The sequence below is a fragment of the Pseudoxanthomonas mexicana genome, assembly GCF_014397415.1.
Classification (GTDB): domain Bacteria; phylum Pseudomonadota; class Gammaproteobacteria; order Xanthomonadales; family Xanthomonadaceae; genus Pseudoxanthomonas_A; species Pseudoxanthomonas_A mexicana.
Genome location: NZ_CP060731.1, coordinates 2,768,084 through 2,791,464, shown reverse-complemented (window position 1 = coordinate 2,791,464; position 23,381 = coordinate 2,768,084). Strand labels below are relative to the sequence as shown.

Sequence of the window (23,381 nt, the reverse complement as noted above, 5' to 3'; positions counted from 1 at the left end):
CACGTGCGATCCAGATGAATGCCGGCGCAATGCGGGCAGTTCCAAGCTGGCCCCGGGGATGAATTAACACGATGGCGACAGCAGTCCGACCGCAATCGGACACCGTGTGCCTGAGCATGCGCACCATCGTTTCCCACCCCCTGTGTGCTCATGTTGGTTGTCTCCAGCTCGCGCGCGATGGCTTTGCCCGCACGTCGCTCCCTGCTGGCCTTGCTGGCCGGTTCCTCCTTCGTCCTGATCGCGCTGTACCTGCTAGCCCAGCGGGCCGACTTCCCGCTGGCGCACGCGTTGTTGGAGCTACAGGGCGGCCACTGGTCGCTCAAGCAGCATTGGCTGTTGGAATCGCTCCTGCATCGCGGCGGCCGCATGCTCAGCATGCTGGCGTGGGTGACCGCCTTGGCGCTGCTGCTGGTGCGCTGGCCGCAACGAGCGCGCTTGCGTTGGCACGCGCCATTGGCTCGCCTGCTGCTGACCACGCTGCTGTGCACGATCGTGATTGGAGTGCTCAAGGCCACGACCCACATGGACTGTCCGTGGGACCTCAGTGCCTTTGATGGCACCCGACCGTTCATTTCCCTGCTTACACCGCGCCCGGAAATCCTCGGCTCGCCCAAGTGCTTCCCTGCCGCCCATGCCGCCACGGGCTTTGCATGGATCGGCTTGTACTTCTTCTTTGCCGCGGTACGGCCGTCATGGCGCTGGGCCGGCCTGGCCATCGGGCTGCTGCTGGGACTGAGCTTTGGCCTGGCCCAGCAAGTACGCGGGGCCCATTTCCTCTCCCACGACATCGCCAGCCTGACGCTGTGCTGGTGGGTGGCCTGCGCGGTTGAATTGCTGGCGCGCCCCTCTGAAAGGAGCGCGGTATGAGCGCGGCGCTCAAGACCTTGGCCCCGGCTGCTTGGGGCGATCATTTGCGGGCGGTGTGGGCCTGGCGCCTGCGCTTGAGCAGCGAAGCGATGATCCTGTGGGCCAGCGTGTACTTCACCTTGGCCAGCAATGCGATGTTCTGGAAGGCGGCCGTGCCCTCCCCGATCCAGATCCGCTGGGTCTTCTCCCTGGCGGTCCTGATCACCGCGGTCAACGGCTTCTTGCTGGCCTTGCTGCTGTGGCCTCGCCTGTGGCGCGCCACGCTGATGGTGCTGATCGTGCTGGCCGCCATGGCGGGCCACTACATGAGCGCCTACGGCATCTACATTGACGCCGATATGGTCCGCAACGTGATCAAGACCGATTGGCGCGAGGCGCACGACCTGCTGGGCTGGGACCTACTCATCCCGCTGGTGACGGCGGCGCCAGCGATACTGCTGGTGAGTCGCATCGAGCTGACCCGCCGACCGTGGGCCCGCGCGCTTCTGGCCCGCGTGGGACTGCTGGTGGCCATGGCCCTGCTGGGAGCACTAGGCGCGGCCACGTCGCTGCAGGCCTTGAGCTCGTTCCTGCGCAACCAGCGTGAAGTGCGCTACCTGGTGACTCCGGCCAACGTGGTGGTGTCCCTGGCCAAGGTCATCAGCGAGGAGCCTCCGGGCAAGGCCCGGGTGCAGCTACCGATCGGCGAGGATGCGGTCCAGCGTCCGGCCGCCGGCACGCGCAAGCCACGCCTGCTGGTACTGGTGGTGGGCGAAACCGCGCGGGCCGCCAATTGGGGACTCAGTGGTTACACCCGCCAGACGACCCCTGCCCTGGCCAAGCGCAATGTCGTGAACTATCCCCACGTGAGCGCCTGCGGCAGCAGCACCGAAGTTTCCCTGCCGTGCATGTTCTCTCCCTATGGGCGCAAGGACTACAACGAGAAGGCGATCCGCGGCCACCAGTCCGTGCTGCACGTCCTGCAACGGGCCGGGGTGCGGGTGCTCTGGCGCGACAACCAATCCGGATGCAAAGGCGTGTGCAGTGGTCTGGAGATCCAGGATCTGCACGCCCGCACCGACGCCGATGTCTGCGAGGGCAATCGCTGCTACGACCAGATCTTGGTCAAGGACCTGGCCCAGCAAGCGCGGACCCACCGCGGCGACCAGGTGATCGTGCTGCATATGCTGGGCAATCACGGCCCCACCTATGCCGAGCGCTACCCCCGCCAGTTCGCGCGGTTCACGCCCGAGTGCACGACCTCGGATCTGGGACGGTGTGAGCGCGAGCAGATCGTTAATGCCTACGACAACGCCCTGCTCTACACCGACCACGTCCTGGGCAACACGATCGATGCCTTGGCCCAGATGTCGGACTACGACACGGCGATGATCTACGTCTCCGATCACGGCGAATCGCTCGGCGAGAATGGACTCTTCCTGCATGGCATGCCCTACGCCATTGCGCCGAAGGAACAACTGCAGGTGCCGATGGTGGCCTGGTTCTCCCATGGCTGGCAGCAGCACACGCGCCTGGACCTACATTGTGTCCGCCAGAACGCCAGTGCCGCCTACAGCCACGACAACCTGTTCCATACCTTGCTGGGCCTGACTGATGTGCGTACGGCCCTGTACCAACCGGACCAGGACCTGTATCGGTCCTGCCGGGCGCCGGGGTCCTGAGGACAGCGCACTGGCCCAGCCGTCCTTGGCTACTTCTCCGGGACGGCTTCGATCAGCTTCACCAACTCGCGCTTCTGCTGCTTGGTCAAAGAGGCCCACCGCAGGAGCACTTTGGCCAGCAGGTCGTCGTTGGTGTACAGGAAGGCGGCCGGAACGCCCAAGGCCTGGGCCAGCCGCTCGGCGGTCTCCAGCTTGGGTTCGTGCGTGCCACGCTCGTACTGGTTGATGCGGGGGCTGGCCACGTGAGGATCCAGACCTGCCCGGATGCCCACGTCCTTCTGCGACAGGCCCGTGTACATGCGGGCTTGTTTCAGGCGTCGGGCAAAGGTCGGTAGTGAGTCGACGGACACAGGTACGCGCGCACCCTATGGAAACCCCATAAGGATGGCGGATGTACCCTGCCTTGCATACTAAGATATCCTTAGTTTTTGGGCAACCGCCACTGCCAGAGTTTTTGGTGTCATGACCCGCGCAACAGGCCGTCCCGCCGGCACCGGCACCGCTGGCTCGGCCAGCCACACCGCCAGGCCCGGCGGTATCGCCACGCTCGACGAGCTGGGGCTTCGCGGAGCGCTGTTCCTGGCCGCATTGCTCAAAGCCCAGGCCCAGCGCATCCCGTTGGCCCCCACGCGCAGTGCCGCGGTGCGTGTGCTCGATGCCCTGCAGAGCCGGGCGCTGATCCAGGTGCCCTGGCCGGCCGATCGCTGGCAGATCCGTCCGGACGCCGAGGTAACCCCCATGGAAGACCTGCAGTGGGCCTATGCGTGGTCTACACACGAACGGACGCACTTGCTGGCCACCCTGGAAGACCAGCTCGGCGAGCTGGCCGATGAGGATGCGCTCACGCAGGAACGCACTGCGCTGTGGGAGGAACTGGCGCTGTGGGAGACCGAACAGTTCTTCGAGCAGCAGCTGCGCAAGCACCAGTTCGATACGGGGTGGGCGCGTGATCTGGGCTTTGTGTTCGCCTCAGCGCCGTCGGGCCTGCCCATTGCGCGATGGCGGTACTGCTGTTGGGCCGCGGTGCGCCAAGGTGCGTCGGTGGCGCTACGTCAAAGCGCGCCGGATGGGGCCAGCGTCAGGGAAGCGATCTTCCAGGAGATTCACAAGCGCCTGCGCTATGTCATCAGTGGACCGCCGCACTTGGGCATGTTTACACCTTTCCAGCCTGTGCCGAGCTCCGCAGTAGCGCAACTGTTCATCGAGCGCGTCGTGCCGATGGAATGGACCTACTGGACGGGTCAACGTGGGGGTTAGCCCCTGCGTCGTACAAGCTGGCGGCAGGTGTCTTTATGCCTCCCGCACCATCCCGAAACCGAGCAATGTCAGCACTGTCCGCTCCCCAGACCGTCGTTGGTGGCCGATGCGTGGCGGCGGGCGCCCGCCCCACCTCGCCATCCGCGCCCGGACATCGCCGAGCGTGGGCGGATACTAAGCACGCGTTGCTGTCGAACAACTGACATTGCGATGCAACAAGCCGCGCCGGACGTGCGTCGTGTCAACGCGGGTGGTTTCGACGCGCAAGCGTTCCCGCCGGATTGCCGTCCTCAGCGATCGCAGGCCGGCGCGATGACGTCCAGCCGCCGCCTGTGTTCCGCCAGCTGGCGTTCGCGAAGCGGAAGGAACACGCCCTGCTCCGCCACCGCCCGCTGCCCTTCGCGGCTGAGCAGATAGCGCGCGAACTCCGCGAGCGCCGGATCCACGCCCCTGCCGGGCGCAGGATCGACCAGCAGGTAGAGCGGGCGTGCCAGCGGATACTCGCCGCTGGCGGCATGCCAAGCGTCCGCGGGCACGGAGCGCGCGCCGGGTTCGACCGCGAGGTCGAGCGCGCGCACGCCGGGCGCGAGGTGCCCGAGGCCGGTGAACCCGATCGCGTAGCGGTCGGCGGCCACCTGCTCCGGGATCTGCGCCTCGGTATGCGCGCCCGCGACCAGGTCCTGTCGCCAGCGCCCCTGCCCGTCCTTGCCTGCGGGTTCCATCACCTGTTTCCGCATGGTGAGCGCGCGCGCCGATTCCTCCGACCGCCACGCGGCCGCGCCGACCACGTGGACCGGCTTCCCCGCCCATTGCGCGACGCCGAGTTCGCCCCAATGGGTCACCGGCGGGTGGCCGCGCAGGCGGCTTTCGGAGAACAGCGCGTCCAGCTGCGCGAAGTCCAACGAGCGGACCGGGTTGTCGGCGTGCACGATGATCCCGACCGCGTCGACGAAACCGAAATGGCGCCAGCTGCCCATCGCCACCGGGATCGCCCACAGCGCGTGGCCGTGGTGCCGGACGAAGTTGCGCTGGTCCTCCACCGACGGCTCGCGCGAGAGGAAGGCGAAGTCGCGGCGGCCTTCCAGGAAGCCCCGCAACGCGGGGTCGAGGCGCCCCTGCGGCGGACGCCAGGGCGGGCCGATCTCGAATGACACGCGCGGCTGCCGCTCGCGGAACCCCGCGATCCAGGCTTCGACCAGCGCGGGCAGGATCGGCGGCGCGCTTCCCGACAGTACGCGCCGGTGCTCGTTCCGACACGGCACGTAATCCGGCAGGCGCTCGTCCAATGGCGGCCGCCAGGCTTCCGGTTCCGGCAACGCGCGCGGATCGCCTTGGGGTACCTCGGCGATCTCCGGCTCCGCCGCCGGTGCAAGGTTCGCAACCGGGGCAACGAACACCACCGCTGTCATTCCGAGCGCAGCGAGGAATCTGCTCTTGCGACCTGATCGTCTGGCGAGAAGCAGATTCCTCGCTGCGCTCGGAATGACAATTGTGGAGGCGTTCGGAATGACGATTGCGGAGGCGCTCGGATTGACGGTTGCGGAGGCGCTCGGCACGGCCGCCGATGGCGGCCATCCGCAGGCCAATCGTTTCGCCACGCCAGCGCCCGCGCCGATCACTGCGTCGCGGGCCGGGGCCGGCGCCACAAGCGCTTTCCGCATCGCACGCTCACGCCCGACCGGGCAGCATGCGGCGCAGCGTGTTGTCCTTCCAGAGGTAGTGGTGGACGAGCGCCGCCAGCGCATGCAGGCCGATGACCGCGTAGAACACCCTGCCCACGGTCGAATGGAGGTGCTCGACCGACTCCGCGAACGGCTTGTCCAGCCCCACCAGCGCGGGCAGGTGCAGGCCGAAGAACGGGATCGGCTTGCCGGCCGCGCTCAGCACGATCCAGCCCATCAGCGGCTGGGCGATCATGAAGGCGTACAGGGCGACCTGCACGCTCCCCGACGCCAGCCTCTGCCATGCCGGCACCGCGGGAACGATCGGCGGCGCGGGGTACCGCAGGCGCAGGAACAGGCGCAACCATACCAGCGCGAAGATCAGCAGCCCGAACATGAAGTGCAGGTTCTTCATGGTGTCGCGGGGCACGCTTCCCTTCTCGAACAGCACGCGCAGCTCGATCAAGGCGTACACCAGCACGAACAGGACGACCATCGCCCAATGCAGCGCGATGGACCAGCGATTGAACGTCAACGTCTTGTCTGCATCACCCATTTCGGTTGCTCCACGTCAATGTCCTGATCCGGGAGGGCCGGTACCCATGTGAATCCGTCGACATCGCTTCCGGGATTTCTTCGTCGCCGTCCCCCGGCACGACACCTGTTCTTTCCCCTAGTCGAACACGTACTCGATGCCGATCCGCGCGGAGGACGAGTCCCCGGCGTCGCCCGGATACAGCCCTTTCCCGTAGCCGCCGAACAGCATCCACCGTTCCGAGCGCTGCCAGCGCAGCCCGACCGCCATGCGCCGCTCCCGGTCGTCCTGTTCGCCCAGCCCATGGTCGTGCAGGACTTCCGCGCCGGCCCAGAGTCCGGTCGCCACTTAGTGCTCGTAGAGGACGCCGAGGCTCAGCATCCGTGCGTCGTCCGCGAACGCGTGCAGGTAGGCGAACTGCGCCGTCAGCCGGCCGCGCCCGAAGGATTGGCTGATGCGCATGGGCAGCGCCAGCTCCACGCCGTCCCCGCCCGTGCCCGCGGCCCGGTCGCCGGTGGGCAAGGTCACGTCCGGCTCGAACGCGATGCCCACGGTTCCCGGAGACTCCTGCCGGATGCCCCATTTCAGCGCCACCCGCGCGTCGTGATGGCCATGCCGTCGCGGCCCGCCCGTCGTCTCGATCCTGCCGTAGCCGGTGCCGACGGCAAGCTCGAGGGAATCGGCGAATCCCCAGCCGACTTCGAGTTCGGGATGGGACCAGCCCAGTTCGTCGCCGGACCGGAGCCTGGCCACCTGCAACTTCACCTTCCACCCAGCGCCGATGTCGGTGTCGCCGACTTCGTACGCGCTCGCCATCGCCGGACCCGGCGCCGTGAGTGCGGCCAGCCCGGGCGCAAGCATCATCAGGACGCTGGTGACGAACCGTCTCGACATGCCGCAGGCCTCCCGATACCCGCCACTGATGGGTGCGAAACCGGACAATGCATGCACGAAAGCCGGCGGATGGAGCGTATCGACCGATTCCTGACACCAGACCGACCTGCCCCGTCAGCGGTTTGTCAGCGACGGGACCTCGCCCGCGGCGAATCGTTCCACCTAAAACCATTGCGGGCGATCCCCCTCGCCCCGCGACCGGATCGGTTTCCCCGCCGTCGCCCGGAACGCGTCGCCGGGCCGCATCCTCGCCGCAACGAAGCGCGCCGCACGCGCATCATCGCGGGGAGGACCCCAGGATCGCGCGCCAGGCCCCCAGCATCTGCCGGCGCTTCTGCTGGTCCAGGTAGACCAGCAGGCCGGGACCGAGCGAGATCGGGCGCAGGACGCCGATCTGCGATTCGTTGACGCCAAGCCGCTCGTACACGCCGTCGAGTTCCTTGCGGATCGGCGGCAGCCCGCACTGCGCGGCCATCACGCGCTGCCCGCGCACCGACAGCAGGTAGTCGAGGAACTTGTGCGCGAGCACCGGGTTGGGCGCGTTGCGCGCGATCACCACCGTGCGCGACAGCACCAGCGTGTGGTCCCGCGGATATCCGAGCCACGAAGCCGGTGTCCAAGAGGGCGGCGACCTCCTCCGGATATAGAACCGTTCTCCAGGATGCTCTCAATGAGCTTCGTGTCCTTGCCTATCAAGGCTTTCGCCGCATCTTGCGTCAGGGCAATGCGCTGGAGCTGATTCACGCCAATGCGGAATTTCCCATCCGCCTGAAAATCTGCGTTTCTCGCGAGATAGGCGATCTCAAGCAGGTCGTCGATCTCGTTCCCGATCAAGGAGAAATGAGTGTTCTTGCTGGGAGCATCCTTCCCATCGCTCATGTCGAAGTTCTGCAGCGTCAGCGTCCTTATGCCGCGCGGGTCTTCGATTAGCAGCAACTTGACTTGCCGTTTGCCGGTCGGGGTGGTCCGCAATACCTGCTCGTGCCTCACGATGCCAAGTACATCGCCATCGATGTCGGGAAAAACTCGATCTAGATAGCGCGCTTTGCGTACCACCTTTTCCAGCGCCTGATCCGTGCGGACGTAACCGTCGACATTGAAAGCGCGAGACCCATAGATCCGCCCGGGAACCTTGTTGGCGACGTAGTGTTCGTCATCATCCCGACTCATTTGCTTCCTCCCGATCGTATTCGTCTCGCGCTGGGATTACCTACCCGTGACGCACCGCCTTTGCTTTCCTGGCCGACGACTTTCTGGCGGCAGGCTTCGTTTCGTTTCTGCGCCACGCCGCTTCAAGGGCGGCAGGCAAATCTTGCAGCTTGGCCAACTGCGCCTCAAGCGCATTCGCGCGGGCAAGTTGGGCGCCTGCCTCCCGCACAGCGTCGGCAGCCACCGACTTTGCATGCTCTGCGGTGTCCACGAGAGACTTCGTGATCGCCGCGTGCTCCTTCGTGACTGTTGCAAGGCGAGCTTCCAGTTCTTTGGCCTCTTGCCGAGCGCGATCGATCTCCGCATGGGCACGATCCTCGACCGCCCGCACATGCTGGGCGAGGCTTTCCCGTTCGGCGCTGGCGGCATCCTGGAGTGTCTGGATCCGCAGGTCGGCCGCCTGCCGTGCGCTCTCCGCCTCTCCTGCCCGCGCGAGCGCCGCATCGCGCTGCCGGGCCATTTCTTCGACTTGCCCCTCGAGTCGGCTGGCCAGCCGCTGCAGTTCGGTAGCCTGAGTAGACGCCAGGCGCTCAGCTTGGGCCGCCGCGTCCACCTGTCCACGCAAGGCTGTGACTTTAGCGGCGAAGCCGTCCCGTTCCTGCTGCAGGGCTTGCTGTTCCGCTTGCAGGGCGGAGCGATCGGCAGCAAGGGCCTCCAGCGCCGCGACGCTGGCATGTTCGAGCGCCAGACCCCACCACTCCCCCGCCAGGGTGGCGACCGCCTCTGGTGCGTCCGGAACCGCGAGGCGACCTTGCTGCGTCTGCAGCCGATCGCCGAGTCCCTGCCACCAGGTCTCCAGCCACCGGGTGACCGTATTCGGCGAGCCGGTGCCCAAGTGTGCGCGGATGCGCTCGACGGTCGGCCGTTCGCCGGCGGTGACCAGCGCGTCGGCGGCGGTGTGGACGTCGGATTCGGTGATGCCTCGAGCCATGGAAGTGCCTCCTACGCGGGCGCCCTACTCTGTTGATTCCGTACTCACGATAAGTGATGATTATCGTGGTTACGGGCTTAGAATCGTAGTAAAACATACATACTATGAAAGATATTCCCGCGATTCCAACTCTCGCGCAACCGGCGGTCAGCCTGACCCTGCCCGACCAATTGGCCCAACAGGCCGCCGACGCAGTGCGCGAGCTGCTCGCCGAAGCGGCCGCCGAGAACACGACCCGCAGCTACACCAGCGCGCTGCGCTATTGGGCCGGTTGGCACGCGGCGCGCTACGGGATCGAACTGACCCTGCCGGTGCCCGAGGCCGCTGTCCTGCAGTTCGTGGTCGACCATGTGGTCCGGCGCAACGCCGACGGCGAGCTGGCCTGGGAACTGCCGCCGGCCGTTGACCAAGCGCTGGTGGCCGCCGGCCTGAAGGCCAAGCCCGGTCCCTGGACCTTGTCCACGGTCCGGCATCGGGTGGCGGTACTGTCTACCGCGCACCGACTTAAGCAGCAACCCAATCCTTGCGAGCAGCCAGCGATCCGCACCGTGCTCAGCCGTGCGGCCCGTGCTTCGGTCAAACGCGGCGAGCGACCCCGCAAAAAGACCGCGATCACCTTGGCCGAGCTCGAGGCAATGCTGGCCACCTGCGACGACAGCCTGGAAGGGCTGCGCGACCGTGCCCTGCTCTGCTTCGGATTCGCCAGCGGCGGACGCCGGCGTAGCGAGATCGCGGCCGCCGACCTGCGCGATCTGCGTCGGATCGGTGACAAGGGTTATATCTATCGCCTTGAGCACAGCAAGACCCAGCAGGCCGGTGTCACAGCCTCCTCAACCCCCGATAAGCCGGTGCTCGACCGGGCCGCCCTCGCGCTGGAAGACTGGTTGGAGGCATCGGGAATCACCGAAGGGGCAATTTTCCGGCGGCTCTGGAAGCAGCGCATCGGCCCTGCCCTCTCCCCGGCCGCCGTGGGTGAGATCGTGCAGCGTAGGGCGCGCCTAGCCGGACTGGAGGGGGATTTTGGCGGACACAGCCTGCGTTCGGGGTTCGTGACGGAGGCCAGCCGCCAGGGTGTTTCTCTGCCGGCGATCATGCAACTGACCGAGCACCGGTCGGTGTCGAGTGTCGTGGGGTATTTCCGGACCGGAGGGGCGGCTGACAATCCCGCAGCTCGTTTGTTGGACGATTCGGCCTGAAGTGCGACGTCACAGGCAGATGAGCTGTCTCGCATCGAACTAAGCGAATCGGGACAGTTTCGATCGAAACTCGGTCTACATCCGTCGCAATAGCGCTGTGTAGGAACCTTCGGATGGCGCTTGACTTAGATACTCAGCTGCGCCGTTTGGCGACTTTGAGAACTCCACCATTCGCTTATGTTCGTCAGCCTTCTTCCGGATGAGAGCCGACAATTCCGGGCTGTCTTCTTCCATCTGCTCCAGCGCAAGGCGTGCTCGCTCAGGAAGAACGACCCAATATTGATACGTCACTGCCCCTTTCCTGATCACATGGTCCAGGACGACCAAGTCGCCGGGTGGCTGGGCATCGGGGTGCGACGTCCTGTGCAAGGAGATATCGATCTTCTTCCCTTCGTATTCGAGCCAAGCATGGGAGGTCGCGCCGTCCCACTGGCCATCATTGACCCATCCGACAATTACATCAAGCTCGATACTGTGCTGGAGGCGCATGTATTCGCGCAAGAAAAAAGCCAAGTGATAACAGCCTTCAGTCATGCCCAAACCTATGACAATGCCGTCGTAGGCCCGTTGTGCGGCATTGGCGATGAGATGTTCTACAGGTGACAATGACGCCAGCCAGAGGACGTTCCTGGTCTTTAGCGCTTCAATCGCAGCCTTTCGTCGTGCTGCTTCGCCCATCATCATTGTCCTCTCTTGCAGGTCTTTATTCAGGCATTAAGTAGCCGCCGCAGGCCGTTGAGCCGGATGTAGGCGGGGTCATCGACGACCCCTGCGTCACTCGCAACACATTCCTGCAGGACGGCAGGCAGATCATTCGGTACTGGGAACTTCGTCGGGTCGATCAGGGCATTGACTAGTCTAATGAACGCACGCGGATGCGCGTGGAGTAAATCCTGATGGTGACGTTCAAGCCGCAAGGCATGGGCGATCCGGTAGAGCTGATAGGGCACCAGGACGTCCATAATTGCGGACACGGCTTCAGGAAATGCAGCTCCACACTCCAAGGCCATCAACACGAGCCTTTCAGAAGAGGTCTCGCCGCGAGCCCTCACGTCCAAGGGCCACAGGTCGGAGAACAGCGGGCCTACCATTCCTCGCCAGTGGGCGGCCTTATCGACAATCGTTTCGTCAGCCATCATCCGCCATAGGTTCCAAGCTACGTTCCGCCGAACTTCGCTTGGCGCTATGCTCAGAGCATGCTTGAGCTGGGCCGGCGAGACGATATAGTCCCCGCCCTGCCCCTTGCGGTGCCAAATCGCGACACTCAGAAGCTTTGAGAAGACTCCCTCAAGTTCCTTCTCGGGCAGGCCCTTGCGCTCGAATGCATCCAGCATGGCGGGGCGAAGAGCATTGAACAGCCGCGCCGAGCCGATCTTGCCGTGAGCGAAGGCGCGCCACAGGGGAAATGCTTCTTGATGGGCCCAGTCCAGCCGCGGCAGCAGGTGGCGCGAGGTCCATTCGGGCGCTATCGCATCCAAGTAGGCTAAGGCTCGCATGATGTAAACGCGCGCTAGTAAGCCAGCATGGTTACCGGCAGCGATTAGACACTCGAACCGCGGGGAAAACTCAGCATTCAATTCGCTGCCGGCCTCGGGCTGGGTAGCGGCCAACGCATCGAGCAAGGAAGCCGCCAGTATGCCGCCGGATCGGTTCAGTGCCTCGGAAATCAGATCATCGCCAAAGCCATGCTCGACCGGGCCTGCATCCGGTGAGTTATAGGCAAGGTGGGAAAGGCTATCCCACACTGCGAAAAAACGCGCGTGACTGTCTGCATCCCCTTGCGATAGCGCCTCTCGCTGCCGTTGGATCCACGAACTGGCCGCCGACAGAAGCTCACCTAACGACTCCGGCGGCATCTGGAGGACTTGGTCGGCCAGGTCGCGCTGGAACCCCAAGTCTCCCTGTTCGCTCGCTGTCCACAGGAGGTATCGCCAAGCTTCCGGTGCCCATTGACCTCCCTCGCTTTCATGCTTGAGGCCGCGCAAGGCACGCTCAGGATCGGCGGAACAGAACACACGCCACAGATCTCCCTCGTCGTATTGCCGCTCCTGCTGAAGGCGGAATGCTTCCCGGACCAAATGGTCGTCTGCAATTCCCGCCAACAGCTCGGGATGGCCGTCCGGCCCCACACGCATTTCATGCCACGAGCCGAAGTCATCCCGGTCGCCCGCTTGCGGCTGCCACTTGGGGTGCCGCTCGGCGATTTGATCAAGCACGGTGCGCGTAGCGTCTGTCAGCAGGCCGCCTGCCGCCTCGATCCGTTTCAATCGCCGGAAGATGGAGTTGTCAACGATCGAGGACCAATGGTCGACGTCGGCTGCAATACCATCGACATACAACTGCGCAGGAACACCCCGACAAATACGTTGCTCCAGTGCCTCGCGTTCTACCTGGGTCCATTGCGGCCAACGGGCTATCAAAAGGCGCATGACTTCGACTTGGGCTTCGCTATCCCAAAAGGTCTCATCATCTAGAGCCAATATCGCCGTTGCAACCTCGCCGGAAGCGTAAGCCTCGTTGGCGAGTGCGAAGAGATAGAGACGTCGAAGCAACAGATAGGGAGCATCAGGCCAGTGTGCAATCAATACGCGCGCCAGCGTCGGATCGTGGCCTGCGACACGCTGCCAAAGCTCCGCTAAAACGCGGGTGATAGGCTGGAATCCAGAACGATCCGAGTTTTGGGGGTGGGGGGCAATAGACGGGACATCGTGGCTTGCCGTGTCCCAGGCATCGAGCAGTCCCAAGTCCGAAGCCTGCTCCAGAGCCTCGAAGATGGCTCGATCGAGCGTACGGAACAACGCACTGCCCTGCTCTGCCGTGTCGGGCCATACCTCCAAGATTTCGATCGCCCCGGGATGATCGGCCGGTTCAAGTTCGAATCGAAGCAGGTCGTGCAGCGTCTCACCGCCAGCGCCATCAGTGGCATCTTCATCGTGCCAATGAAAGACCTTGCCGATCTTCAAGCGAGGTTGCACGATGCGGGCCACGATCTGCCGCGCTTGCAAATGCGTTTGGCCACGACGGATCAATGGTACCCAGTCGTACCAGTCACTACTCGCGGCCCCACCGTCCGATTGCGGCCGCAGGCCCAGCAAGAGCCGCCACGCTCGCTCTTGGGCGGGCGTCAAAGCGACATTTTCTTGGTCCAAAGCCCGCTCGATCCGCCAACGGGTGGGTTCGTCGAGCGGCCCTAATCCGGCGCATGCTCGGATCATTTCGGAGTCGTTGATTCGGCTTGCAATCCAGACGTCGGGCAATTGGGCATTGTGCAACCCGGCTTCAACGATAATGGGCAGCCAAGCAGCCACTGGCGACAATTCGCCCAGAAGCTGCTGGGCGTCTCCCCGGTTCAACAAGGCGAGACAACGTTGGATCTGCTCGTCCGTAGTCGGCGGGGCATCCAGCATTCCTCTCAACTGTTCGCTTCGCCAGGCGGTGGGATCGTCGGCATAACGTCGCCATTCCTGCAACGTGTTGTAAAGCGCAGAGTGATCGTGATGCTCGACTTGATAGAGGATGGGTTCGACGCCTTTGGCGCGCCATAGCGCCTCGATTAGTTCACGCTCACCTGCTTCGTAGTGCCCAAAGGCGTAGACCTTCTTCAGGTCTGGGTAGCGTTCGCGATCCGCTTCCAACGCCTCCAGCAAGTAGCGCATGGGTGGGTCTTCGGCTTGATAGCCGACCAGAACCACCGTGTGCCCTCGCACCAGGTCATATACATACCGGGAGGCCCATCCCGAGCGTAGATAGGCATCACCGAACTCGGCGCTGGTCAGCACCCAATCGGTTTCTGTCACTTGGGCCGAAGCGTCGGCAAGTCGGCCGTGGAGGTGCAGTACTCCGCTGAACGCAACAGTCTTGGGCTGGGGAAGCGCCACGCCCGCGTGGCTGGGAATGTTGTTGTGATGGGCGGCCTGCCAAGCCCGTTCAAATAGTGTGTCGAAGTTGGTGGTGAGCAGACGCACTTGTCCTTCAGCGTCCCGTGACAGTTCCAGTAGAGCCAGATGATTGGATAGATCCGTCCCCTGCGGTGGCGCGAGAGCTTCACGCACTGCCGCGCGAATGCGTTCCTTCATATTTCGGTTGCGCGGCGCATCCGAGGCAGACAGCCGTCGTTCCAGGCATCGAAGTACACGGTCATATTGACCGTACAGCTTGCCGTCCGGAGCCATGCCCGCCCGTTCGGCGGGATGGTGGGTCCAGTTTTCCCCCAGCCGGCGATAAACGTCCTCCACCAGTCCATGAAAAAGCGGGAGGCCGGCGGTGCGTGACACGCCCGCACCGCAAACGAAGATAGTCTCGCCGCGTTCTTGACCCACGATCAGGTCGTACGGAATGTCAGGCCCCGCATCAACAAAGCGCATGCATCATCCTTGGTCGTTTGAAGCGTTGCTGACTGTAGTGTCCGCGAGAGAGGGAAAGGTCATCTTGGAGCAGAGCCATCCGCCACTGCGTAAGCGGTAAACAGCTCTACCGCAAAGTGGCGGAAGAACTTTAGGTAGCGCAGCAACAGGCCCGCGCCAGCGACAATTGCCACGCCGGCGAAGTAGACGTCTTTGCTACTGCCCCCGCCCCACTGGTAGTGAGCTACCAGTAACCCCGCATCCAAGAACGCCACCAGCGCGGTGTTACGGCAGAAGCCGTACAAGTTCAGGAAGTTGTCCAGCCGTCCCATCACCACCGGTGATGACCGAGCATGCCCATACGCCGCCCAGAACAGTGCCTCCCCGGCATCATCAATGCCCGCGGCTCGGGCGCGCGCTAGCGCAGCCCGTCGGGTTTCGTCGGGTAATGCGTGGAAATACCCCGGTAGCGCCCGACGCAGCCAACGACTCGCACGGGCGTTTCCGAACAGTACATTGCGCGGGTAACCCAGCCATCGCCCGACAAGGCCTCGTTCAAACATCCACGCCGAAGCGCTGGCAACCAACTGCCCCACCGCATAGGCAGCGGACACTGCCACAACTCCCTGTACCAGCGTCCACGACGTGCGGCTAAACATGTGCGCGCCGATTACGTAGTCCCCTACGAAAAGCAGCAAGAATCCCGCTGACAAGTAAGCCCAGAAGTCATACGAGGTAAACGGAATTTTGCTATCCATGGCCGGCCTGTTAACGAGGATGCGAACCGCAGCGGTTCACGGGTAAGGGACGGGTTCGCGCGCTGACATCATTCGCCGCTGCCAGATGCAAGCTGCGGCAAATACGGAATCAGCGCATCACGATTGACTAACACGATCTGCTGCTCGTGGGCTCGCGCCGGTGCGGGTGGCTGCGTCAGTCCCAAGCGCTTCAGCAGGTAAAAGCCCAAAGCTTGACGCGTCTTTACAATCAACTGCCCCTCGGCCATTCCATAATCCAGTTCGATGACGCGTTGCTGTGCGGCGGTCAACGCTGGATTGGGCGCAATAACCACGTCCAGGATGCGATGCCACTCGACATCCGCTTGAGCATCTACATCCGATAAATCTCCAACGGACAACGCAAGGATCCGCGCGAAGACGAAGTCGCGGTGGTCGCGTCGCAAATGGCAGTAGCCACGCACATGCCAGCGGTAGCCGTCGTAGCCCAATGCATGCGGGCTGATCACCCGTTCCGTGGGTTCCGCTCGTCCCATTGCTTGGTAGGTGATCTTGAGGCTGCGCCGCTCCCGAATGGCTGCCAAGGTTTGGCGGAGCACCGCGTGCGGAACCAACCGCGTCGGGTGGCGCACGATGTCGGCGCTGGGGGTCCAGCCGAGAAAGCTGATATCCGCCGCTAGCACGCCCGTAGTCAGTGCATAGAGTTCGGCCAGATAGCGGGCACTGCTCGGATCGGTGAAGACCGGCTGGAACTGCTCGGTCGCCAGATACGTCTTCTGGGACAGGTCATAGATGGTGTTGTTGGGAGCCACTCGCATGTACTCGGCGAGGTCCAGCGAGGCTTGCTGCACCGAAATGCCGAAGAAGTCGGTCAAGGCGCCCCGGTTGAGCCGCCCTTCCCAGTAGAGCCTGGAATCAATGAACTCTAGACGGCGCTCCTGCCCCCATCGCCCGCGCTTGCCGGGGGGTGATATCGCTATCTCATTGTTTTTCATCAATATTTCCTTCTTGCCTAAATTTCACATCCACTCACTAGACGCATCCAATGACTGGACGTATTATAGCCCGGACCGCGGCCACAAAGCCCGCTACATCCAAAAAGGTACTCGCTGAATGAGCGCTTCGATCACCTTCTTCCCCGTTGGCTGCGGCGACATGACCCTCGTTCGCCTGGCCGATAGCAACGCGACCGCTGTGCTCGTCGATGTGAACATTCGCACGGCGGCCGACGACCCGGATGATGCGGCCCGCGACGTTGCCGGCGACCTGCGCGAACGGCTGCCGCGTGATGCACAGGGCCGACCTTACGTGGACGCCTTCCTGCTGAGCCATCCCGACAAGGATCACTGCAGCGGCTTGGAGACCCACTTCCACCTGGGGCCGCTGTCGGACTACCCCGACGACAAGAAGCCCGACGCTGAGAAGAAGATCGTGATCCGGGAGATCTGGTCATCCCCGCTGGTGTTTCGTCGCGCCTCCAAGTACCACACGCTGTGTTCGGATGCCAAAGCGTTCAACCGCGAAGCCAAGCGCCGGGTCCAATGCTTCCGGGATGGCATCGGTAATGCCGACGGCGAACGCATCTTGATCCTGGGCGAGGACGAGAACGGTAAAACCGACGATCTCGGAGCGATCCTCGTGCGCGCGGGGGAGTACTTCAATCGCATCAACGGAAATGCGAATGCCCACTTCCAGGCTCATTTGCTGGCGCCCCTGCCCTGTCAAGACGACGATGACGAGGAGCTGTTGAGCAAGAATCACTCCAGCACCATCCTCAACATGCAACTGGCATCCTCGACACTGCGTCCGGACAGTTGCCGGTTCTTGACCGGGGGCGACGCGGAAGTGGCGATTTGGGAACGTGTGTGGGAACGTCACAAACACACCCCGGATGTACTCGCCTACGACGTGCTGCAGGCTCCGCACCACTGCTCCTGGCATTCCCTGTCATACGACAGCTGGTCGCAATTGGGTGAAGAAGCCAAGGTGGCGCCCGACGCGCGGGCGGCCCTTGGCCAGGCCCGGTTTGGCGCTTTTGTGGTGGCGAGTTCCAAGCCGATTAAGGACGATGACGCGGATCCGCCCTGCATCCGTGCCAAGCGCGAGTACCAAGACATTCTCTCAAGTGCCTCCGGCATGTTTCTCTGCACCGGCGAACACCCGAAGAGTTGGGCGCCGGAGCCGCTGGAGATCGAGATCACGGCGGCGGGGGCGCGAAAGAAGGCCGCACGATCTTCGGCCGTGGCTTCGGTTGCTGCCGCTGCAGCGCCTCGCGCGGGCTGAGGCATGGCGTACTTCGAGTTGGGGGAGCCGCTGCCGGAAGTCGACCCGGCACTGTTGCAGGATGAGCGGCTGCGGACATTGCTTAGTGCGTGCCAGACTCACCCCGATATCGAAGTGCGGGAGTTGCGGCGTGTCTCGGGTGATACGAGCTTCGACCTAATCGTGGTCGAAGCGGGCGATGGTACGGTGGCGCCTCGCAACGAGGCGGGCATCCATCGTCGGGAACGACTCGCTCTCTACTACCAGAACGAGAACGGGATCCCATTCCAGGTCCGTGCGCTGCGTCTAGACTTTCCCGATACATTGCATCAGAACGGAGTTGAGTCAGGTACCCCCAAATCCCTGTGCCTGTACGAACAGGATTGGGACACGGTCGAGCGTAGTTGGACGGCCCCCAAGCTGTTGGCGCAAATTCTGCGTTGGTTGGAAAAAACAGCAGACGGCACGCTCCACGCGCAGGATCAAGCGCTCGAGCAGGTGTTTTATGGCTCCGGCATCCAACTCGTATTACCCGCCAACTTCGCCGCTGAAATTGATAGCCCCAGACATGAGTTGCGACTGCACCGAGCACCCGGGAGTCCGCAGCGTATCGTGCTGATCGGTACGGTAGATGACCGCGATCCAGCAGTTTCCTCGGCCCTGCCCTTCCAGGTGTTGAGTATCGCACTCGATGGAGTCGCCCATCCGCCCATCCAGGCGCCGCCAACCACGCTGGGGCAGTTGCAAGGCCTACTGGAGCGAGTCGGCACCTCATTGTTTCCAGCGTTGACGGAAATTATTTGCGCGAAGGCACGCGACGGCGCGACTCCTGCCAAGGGAGAGACGCGCAAGAAAGTCATGTTGTTGCTGCGCATTCCGCGGCTACGCGAAAACGTCCGTGAACGCATCGATGTGCTGGGCTTTTTGTTGGACGCGGACCTCGCCGGTTTGGGCTTGGCACTGGGTGTGTTGCAGCAAACCCAGCCGAATGGCCCTGCATTTCCTTTCCATCAACTAAACACAGCGCAAACTGCGGCTGTCAGCGATGGGGTTTGGTCGCAAATCGGCCTGATGCCGGTGGACTTGCGGGAGAGTACTACGCGCGCAAGCGCGCGGCACTGGTCGGGTATCAGCGAAGGCGCTGGCGAGTTTCGGGGACTATTGGCTGGTGTAGGCGCGCTGGGCAGCACCTTGGCTGATCTCTGGGCCCGTTCGGGTTGGGGCTGCTGGGACTATGTGGACCCCGATCTGATCGAACCTCACAACCCCATCCGCCACCTTGCACGCCAAGGCGATGTGGGGCGACCGAAGGTCGACGTGGTTCGGGAGCTGACGGCGGCTACGCTGGGCGAATCATGCTCCGACTCGAACGATCTTCCAGTAAAAGCCAACGCTGGCGATGAGGCAGCCCTGGCGACCGCAATCGCTCGCGCCAGCCTGCTGGTTGATGCGACCACGACGCTGTCGGTACCCCGGGATTGGTCCGAGCGCGACGTTCCGCGCACGGCGTCGGTTTTTCTCACTCCGTCCGGGCAGGCATCGGTACTGCTGCTCGAAGATGCGGCGCGGCGCGTGCGAGCGGCTTCGCTAGAGGCTCAGTACTACCGGGCAGTATTGCGATCTTCCTGGGGTGCCGGTCATCTAACCACTGAATCTGCGGTACGACGCACAGGTGCAGGGTGTCGTGACCATTCTTTGGTGATGTCAGCAGAAAGTATCCTGCTTCACGCCGCGCTGCTATCGCGTCGCCTACGGCAATCGGCAAACGGTACTACTGCCTCGATCGGAGTCTGGAGCGCAGATAGCGAGAGTGGGGCCGTGTCATTCCATGACGTGCCCGTCCGTGACATGCGGCAGCTGGCATGCGGAAACTGGAAGATCTACTGGGACGACGGACTCGATGAGCACCTGCGCGCTCTGCGTGCGCGTTCGCTTCCCAACGAAACCGGAGGCATTTTGCTGGGCGTGACGGACCACAAGTTGCGCACGATCCACTTGGTGGATGCGCTAAGCGCGCCGTTGGATAGCTCCTCAAGCCCCGAAGGCTTCACGCGAGGACGAGATGGCGTCACGCAAGCCCGGCGGGATTGTTTGGCCCGGACGGCGAGGATGGTCGATTACATCGGCGAATGGCACTCCCACCCGCGCGGTGTCGTTGCCACTCCCAGTAGCTTGGACGTCGAACTCCTCGCGCATCTGGCCACGGCTTTAGCTTCAGATGGTATTCCCGGCGTCATGCTGATTGTCGGAGAGCGCGATTTGAGCATTTCATTAGGCTCTTGCATCGACGTATAGCCCAATACCGCGTCCTGCGTGGAAGCCCGCGGTGACTTCCCTCCCACGATTTAGGAGCGATCACGATGTCCAAACGTGAACAGTCCGGCCCCAAAGTCACCCGCACCGCTTCGTCGGTACTGCGAGATCCGGGAGCAAGCAAGACGGCCAAGTCACTGGCCGGTAGCGCGCTCGCCCAGGCCGGCACCGCTAAACAATCCTCATCTGCCACAGCGCGAACCGCAGGCAAGGCGCTTAATGACGGACGCACCAGGGCAAGCACTCGTTCTCTGGCTGGCAGCGTGCTGATGCCTTGGCGGACGCGATGCGGCGACAGGGCCAGTGTGAATCTGTCGTGGTCATTGCAGCGAGATCATTGCAGCTCCTCGCGTGCGTTGATCTGCTCGCAACGCTACGACGCCGCCCCTACGCTGGGAAGCTCTGACAACGTTGGCCAAAGGAGAAGGCTTATGCAAGTAGGCAGGCGCAATCGCACGATCCTGGCATTGCTCATCTGTGCAAGCCTGGCCAGTGGCTGCGCGAACCTCGGGGCAGTGAGGGAGTTCGCGGCCAGTTCGGCCACCATGACAGGCTACAAAGCCGTCACCGAGCATTACGTCAGTAGTGCCGATCGGCAACTGGCTGACCTTCCGCCAGACAAGCGATTCGATAGCACTCGAAAGAACCTTTGGACACTGAAGGCGGTCACCGCGCAGGACAAGGAAACCCTGCTCAAACTGCACGCGATCACGACCGGTTACATGACTGCATTGGCCCAGCTGGCCGGTGAGGATGCTTACTCGATCTCTCCGCAGATCAAGCAGGTGTCCGGCGCCATCCAAGCCTCGGAATCGCTGAAGATCAATGCAGACCATGTCAGCGCCTATAGCAACATCGCCCAGCGCGTTGCCGATTGGGCGTTGGCGGCCAAGCAGGCCAAAGACGTCAAGCAGATGGTCCGCCAGAACGGCGTAGACATGGACAAGCTGCTGGAGGCGATGCAACTGGCCACGCAGGCTTACCGCATCGTGCTGGAGCAGGAAATCCAGTCCTATGAGCTGGTGGCGGACTATCGACAAGCGCAGTGGTCGGCCAAGCTGCCTGGCGATGCCGGGCTGACCCCCGAACGGCGCGAGGTGATTGCCACCGTGCTGCGTCGGTCCACCCAGGCTGACCTTGCCGCCCAGCAACAGGCGTTGAAGGCACAGCAAGTGGCCGCGGCGGGACTGGACCGGGTCCGGCAAGCGCATGAGGTCATGCTGAAGAATGTGGACAGGCTCAGCGCCAAAGATGTCCAAGCCATCTTGCGCCAGGCCTCCTCCGACCTGAAGTCCATCCGTCAAAGCATCTCAGACCTGTAAGCCAAGGAGATCGATCATGGCAACCAAACTTGCAGCGACCAAGAAACCTGCCTTTGAGATCGCCAACCTGCTCGACGATGCGGCCGATGCTATCCGGGATCGCAGCAAGCAGGCCTATGGCGCCGGAAAGATGAGCCTGGATGAGTACATGGATGCACGCGCCCAAGAGCTGGAGTTGCGATCGGAGCTCCAGGTCATCGTGGCCACCAATCTGAGCGCGGCCCTTCAGCAGGCCACCGAGGCGGGGGAGAACATCGAGCAGGCCATCGTGGATGCCAAGACGCGTATTGAGACCATCCGCTCGGTCAAGAACGGGTTGAAGATCGTGGCCGCCTTGGTGACCTTGGCCGCTGCGCTGGCGTCCGGCGAGGTCAAGTCCATCGTCAAGGCGGGCAAGGCCGTGGCCGATCTCACCTAGCAATCCTTCGATGAGTCCATCCGGATCTGTCGTCGCTTGTCTCTAATCAATACAGGAGTCGTGCCTGGCATGCCCAAGAACATCCTGATCTTCGCTGATGGGACCGGACAAGCCGGCGGTGTGCGGCCCGATCAGCAGCTGAGCAATATCTACAAACTGTATCGTGCCACTCGCGTGGGCCCGGATAGTCCGATCAATCCTAACGAACAGGTCGCGTTCTACGATCCCGGATTGGGCACTACCGTGGCCGGGGGGCAGGTGCGCCTGAGCGTGTGGCAGTGGCTCAAATCGATCGCCGGGCTGGCGGTGGGCTTGGGTTTTAGCGGCAATGTGATCGACTGCTATGAGGCCATTCTCAAGCGTTACGAACCCGGTGACCGGATCTTCCTGTTTGGGTTCAGTCGCGGGGGATACACCGTGCGCTCGCTAGCGAATGTGCTCAACTTGTGCGGTGTTCCCACCACCGACGGACAGGGTGGACCCTTGCCACGCACAGGGCGCCGGCTACGCGCCATCGCACGAGAGGCGGTGGTGCGCGTGTACGAGCATGGCGCCGGGCATCCACGTAAGAAATTTGAAGCTCAACGCGAAGCCTTGGCTCGCGCCTTCAGGCTCAAGTACGGCGCGGGCAGCGACCCGTCACGGGGTGATGTCTTCCCGGAGTTCGTTGGCGTATTCGATGCGGTTGCTGCCCTCGGGCTGCCTTGGCGTGCGCGTATCGGGCTGGCCAGCCTAGGATTGTTGGCCCTCGCCGTAGCGAGCGGCGTACTAAGCTGGATCAGTACCGCCTGGCTTGGCGCCAACGGTTGGATCTCCTTCAGTGTACTCATGGCATTGGGTGTGCTGGGTGTCGGACTGGCGTACCTGCACACGACGTTGCGATGGGCCCCCGCGGATATCAAAGGCGATGCGCCCGGCTGGCATCTGGCCCTGTGGAACTCGGACAACTACGATCGTTTGCTGGACCCGCGCATTCCTCAAGTCCGGCATGCCTTGGCCATCGACGAGACTCGCGTGCAGTTCGGTCGCGTGACATGGGGTGGCTCTGCCAACCAGAAACAGGCGGTAGAAGAAAGGTTCAAGCAGCGGTGGTTCGCCGGCAATCACTCTGACATCGGCGGCAGCTATCCGGAAGAAGAGTCCCGGCTTTCAGATATTTCGCTGACATGGATGCTCAACGAGGTCTTGGCGTTGCCGCACCCTCTGTTAGTGGATCGAAGCAAGCTGCATCTGTATCCAGACCCAGCGGGGCCACAGCATTCTGAGGTCTTTGCCCAGCAGCAGGGCTCATGGTTCACCAGGTTGGTGGCGTGGCCTAGCGCACCTCGCACGATCAATGTTGAAGCGGATCTTGACCCCAGTGTGTATGAGCGCTTTGAGGCCAAGTGCATTCTGGATTGCGACACGAAGGCGCCTTATCGCCCGGAAGCACTGAGGCACCACGTCCATCTGAAACAGTACTACACCTCCGGCTAAGGGCCGCCGATTGTCGGGGCAGTGGACTAAGGCGCTTGTTCGATTCGTGATCGCCCATGCCTGCCAAAGCGGATGCGGGCGCGAGGCGTGGCTCAAGGGTGGCGCAAACAAACGCTGTAGGGAGGCCAGATGAAGTATGAGACGGGGCTAGAGGTAGTTCGGCGTGCCGAGAGTGCCTTGATCGGCAAACACATTGAGCATCCCGTCAAGCGAGTTCGAACGACTCCGCTTCCACCGGCTTGATGGCGTCTAGGAAATCTGAGAGATTCAATTAACAATGTAGCCTCCTACAAGCGCGC

At 63.1% G+C, this 23,381-nt stretch carries 21 protein-coding genes; 9 read left to right on the top strand and 12 right to left on the bottom strand.

Features of this window, described 5'->3' with window-relative positions; translation table 11 throughout:
* Positions 1–150 precede the first annotated feature (150 nt).
* Both IAE60_RS13075 and IAE60_RS13070 read left to right on the top strand, forming a co-directional pair.
* On the top strand, positions 151–867 hold the full coding sequence (locus tag IAE60_RS13075) for a phosphatase PAP2 family protein (protein WP_187572593.1): 717 nt from the start codon (positions 151–153) through the stop codon (positions 865–867).
* On the top strand, positions 864–2,528 hold the full coding sequence (locus IAE60_RS13070) for a phosphoethanolamine transferase (protein ID WP_187572592.1): 1,665 nt from the start codon (positions 864–866) through the stop codon (positions 2,526–2,528). Before IAE60_RS13075 ends, IAE60_RS13070 begins: the two co-directional genes overlap by 4 nt.
* Before the next feature lie 29 nt (positions 2,529–2,557).
* Here IAE60_RS13070 and IAE60_RS13065 read toward each other — a convergent pair whose 3' ends face one another.
* Entirely contained in the window at positions 2,558–2,827 is a 270-nt protein-coding gene (locus tag IAE60_RS13065) for a helix-turn-helix domain-containing protein (protein ID WP_187572591.1), read from the bottom strand.
* Positions 2,828–2,990: 163 nt separating this feature from the next.
* Here IAE60_RS13065 and IAE60_RS13060 point away from each other — a divergent pair, with 163 nt between their 5' ends.
* On the top strand, positions 2,991–3,785 hold the full coding sequence (locus tag IAE60_RS13060; protein WP_244966573.1) for a hypothetical protein: 795 nt from the start codon (positions 2,991–2,993) through the stop codon (positions 3,783–3,785).
* Between the two features lie 290 nt (positions 3,786–4,075).
* Here IAE60_RS13060 and IAE60_RS13055 read toward each other — a convergent pair whose 3' ends face one another.
* From IAE60_RS13055 to IAE60_RS13025, 7 genes are all read right to left on the bottom strand, one after another.
* Positions 4,076–5,431 (bottom strand): substrate-binding domain-containing protein, encoded by a 1,356-nt coding sequence (locus IAE60_RS13055; RefSeq protein ID WP_187572590.1) that lies wholly within the window; start codon positions 5,429–5,431, stop codon positions 4,076–4,078.
* 22 nt (positions 5,432–5,453) lie between these two features.
* Positions 5,454–6,002: a cytochrome b gene (locus tag IAE60_RS13050; protein ID WP_187572589.1), complete on the bottom strand. Its 549-nt coding sequence runs from the start codon at positions 6,000–6,002 to the stop codon at positions 5,454–5,456.
* 117 nt (positions 6,003–6,119) lie between these two features.
* Positions 6,120–6,329 carry a hypothetical protein gene (locus IAE60_RS13045; RefSeq protein WP_187572588.1) on the bottom strand — a complete coding sequence of 70 codons (210 nt, stop codon included), beginning with the start codon at positions 6,327–6,329 and terminating at the stop codon, positions 6,120–6,122.
* Positions 6,330–6,875, bottom strand: coding sequence for a hypothetical protein (locus IAE60_RS13040; protein ID WP_187572587.1), 546 nt, complete (start codon positions 6,873–6,875; stop codon positions 6,330–6,332).
* A gap of 277 nt (positions 6,876–7,152) precedes the next feature.
* Positions 7,153–7,449, bottom strand: a complete 297-nt coding sequence (locus tag IAE60_RS13035; protein WP_187572586.1) for a hypothetical protein — start codon at positions 7,447–7,449, stop codon at positions 7,153–7,155.
* Positions 7,428–8,045: a hypothetical protein gene (locus IAE60_RS13030; RefSeq protein ID WP_187572585.1), complete on the bottom strand. Its 618-nt coding sequence runs from the start codon at positions 8,043–8,045 to the stop codon at positions 7,428–7,430. Before IAE60_RS13030 ends, IAE60_RS13035 begins: the two co-directional genes overlap by 22 nt.
* A 40-nt stretch (positions 8,046–8,085) precedes the next feature.
* The gene (locus IAE60_RS13025; protein WP_187572584.1) at positions 8,086–9,015 is read right to left on the bottom strand and encodes a DNA-binding protein; all 930 of its coding nucleotides are present in this window, start codon (positions 9,013–9,015) and stop codon (positions 8,086–8,088) included.
* A gap of 104 nt (positions 9,016–9,119) precedes the next feature.
* Between IAE60_RS13025 and IAE60_RS13020 the strand changes: the two genes are divergently transcribed.
* A complete protein-coding gene (locus IAE60_RS13020; protein WP_054665599.1) occupies positions 9,120–10,211 on the top strand; it encodes a tyrosine-type recombinase/integrase in 1,092 nt (363 codons plus the stop codon).
* Between the two features lie 75 nt (positions 10,212–10,286).
* Here IAE60_RS13020 and IAE60_RS13015 read toward each other — a convergent pair whose 3' ends face one another.
* The 4 genes from IAE60_RS13015 to IAE60_RS13000 all read right to left on the bottom strand — a co-directional run bounded on the left by IAE60_RS13015 (position 10,287) and on the right by IAE60_RS13000 (position 16,286).
* Positions 10,287–10,889, bottom strand: a complete 603-nt coding sequence (locus IAE60_RS13015) for a hypothetical protein (RefSeq protein WP_162486410.1) — start codon at positions 10,887–10,889, stop codon at positions 10,287–10,289.
* Positions 10,890–10,918: 29 nt separating this feature from the next.
* Positions 10,919–14,575, bottom strand: coding sequence for an SIR2 family protein (locus IAE60_RS13010; RefSeq protein WP_082393990.1), 3,657 nt, complete (start codon positions 14,573–14,575; stop codon positions 10,919–10,921).
* Between the two features lie 59 nt (positions 14,576–14,634).
* Positions 14,635–15,312 (bottom strand): hypothetical protein, encoded by a 678-nt coding sequence (locus IAE60_RS13005; protein WP_054665609.1) that lies wholly within the window; start codon positions 15,310–15,312, stop codon positions 14,635–14,637.
* Positions 15,313–15,380: 68 nt separating this feature from the next.
* A complete protein-coding gene (locus IAE60_RS13000) occupies positions 15,381–16,286 on the bottom strand; it encodes a helix-turn-helix transcriptional regulator (RefSeq protein WP_054665610.1) in 906 nt (301 codons plus the stop codon).
* Between the two features lie 118 nt (positions 16,287–16,404).
* Here IAE60_RS13000 and mblB point away from each other — a divergent pair, with 118 nt between their 5' ends.
* From mblB to IAE60_RS12975, 5 genes are all read left to right on the top strand, one after another.
* A complete protein-coding gene (mblB, locus tag IAE60_RS12995) occupies positions 16,405–17,574 on the top strand; it encodes an anti-phage 6A-MBL system MBL-fold protein (RefSeq protein ID WP_187572582.1) in 1,170 nt (389 codons plus the stop codon).
* A 3-nt stretch (positions 17,575–17,577) separates the two neighbouring features.
* Entirely contained in the window at positions 17,578–19,848 is a 2,271-nt protein-coding gene (cap2-3, locus tag IAE60_RS12990; protein WP_187572581.1) for an anti-phage 6A-MBL system cap2_3 protein, read from the top strand.
* Positions 19,849–19,913: 65 nt separating this feature from the next.
* Positions 19,914–21,188, top strand: a complete 1,275-nt coding sequence (locus IAE60_RS18850) for a hypothetical protein (protein WP_187572580.1) — start codon at positions 19,914–19,916, stop codon at positions 21,186–21,188.
* Between the two features lie 16 nt (positions 21,189–21,204).
* Complete coding sequence (locus tag IAE60_RS12980) at positions 21,205–21,606, top strand: hypothetical protein (RefSeq protein WP_054665622.1); 402 nt, start codon at positions 21,205–21,207, stop codon at positions 21,604–21,606.
* A gap of 69 nt (positions 21,607–21,675) precedes the next feature.
* Positions 21,676–23,082, top strand: a complete 1,407-nt coding sequence (locus IAE60_RS12975) for a phospholipase effector Tle1 domain-containing protein (protein ID WP_054665626.1) — start codon at positions 21,676–21,678, stop codon at positions 23,080–23,082.
* Positions 23,083–23,381 lie beyond the last annotated feature (299 nt).

Bases quoted from the DNA above. Each gene is read 5' to 3' on its own strand.
- IAE60_RS13025 (WP_187572584.1), bottom strand. From the start codon at position 9,015: ATGGCTCGAGGCATCACCGAATCCGACGTCCACACCGCCGCCGACGCG.
- mblB (WP_187572582.1), top strand. From the start codon at position 16,405: ATGAGCGCTTCGATCACCTTCTTCCCCGTTGGCTGCGGCGACATGACC.
- IAE60_RS13030 (WP_187572585.1), bottom strand. From the start codon at position 8,045: ATGAGTCGGGATGATGACGAACACTACGTCGCCAACAAGGTTCCCGGG.
- cap2-3 (WP_187572581.1), top strand. From the start codon at position 17,578: ATGGCGTACTTCGAGTTGGGGGAGCCGCTGCCGGAAGTCGACCCGGCA.
- IAE60_RS13005 (WP_054665609.1), bottom strand. From the start codon at position 15,312: ATGGATAGCAAAATTCCGTTTACCTCGTATGACTTCTGGGCTTACTTG.
- IAE60_RS13015 (WP_162486410.1), bottom strand. From the start codon at position 10,889: ATGGGCGAAGCAGCACGACGAAAGGCTGCGATTGAAGCGCTAAAGACC.
- IAE60_RS13040 (WP_187572587.1), bottom strand. From the start codon at position 6,875: ATGTCGAGACGGTTCGTCACCAGCGTCCTGATGATGCTTGCGCCCGGG.
- IAE60_RS13020 (WP_054665599.1), top strand. From the start codon at position 9,120: ATGAAAGATATTCCCGCGATTCCAACTCTCGCGCAACCGGCGGTCAGC.
- IAE60_RS13010 (WP_082393990.1), bottom strand. From the start codon at position 14,575: ATGCGCTTTGTTGATGCGGGGCCTGACATTCCGTACGACCTGATCGTG.
- IAE60_RS12975 (WP_054665626.1), top strand. From the start codon at position 21,676: ATGCCCAAGAACATCCTGATCTTCGCTGATGGGACCGGACAAGCCGGC.
- IAE60_RS13070 (WP_187572592.1), top strand. From the start codon at position 864: ATGAGCGCGGCGCTCAAGACCTTGGCCCCGGCTGCTTGGGGCGATCAT.
- IAE60_RS13060 (WP_244966573.1), top strand. From the start codon at position 2,991: ATGACCCGCGCAACAGGCCGTCCCGCCGGCACCGGCACCGCTGGCTCG.
- IAE60_RS13075 (WP_187572593.1), top strand. From the start codon at position 151: ATGTTGGTTGTCTCCAGCTCGCGCGCGATGGCTTTGCCCGCACGTCGC.
- IAE60_RS18850 (WP_187572580.1), top strand. From the start codon at position 19,914: ATGTCCAAACGTGAACAGTCCGGCCCCAAAGTCACCCGCACCGCTTCG.
- IAE60_RS13000 (WP_054665610.1), bottom strand. From the start codon at position 16,286: ATGAAAAACAATGAGATAGCGATATCACCCCCCGGCAAGCGCGGGCGA.
- IAE60_RS13050 (WP_187572589.1), bottom strand. From the start codon at position 6,002: ATGGGTGATGCAGACAAGACGTTGACGTTCAATCGCTGGTCCATCGCG.
- IAE60_RS13065 (WP_187572591.1), bottom strand. From the start codon at position 2,827: ATGTACACGGGCCTGTCGCAGAAGGACGTGGGCATCCGGGCAGGTCTG.
- IAE60_RS12980 (WP_054665622.1), top strand. From the start codon at position 21,205: ATGGCAACCAAACTTGCAGCGACCAAGAAACCTGCCTTTGAGATCGCC.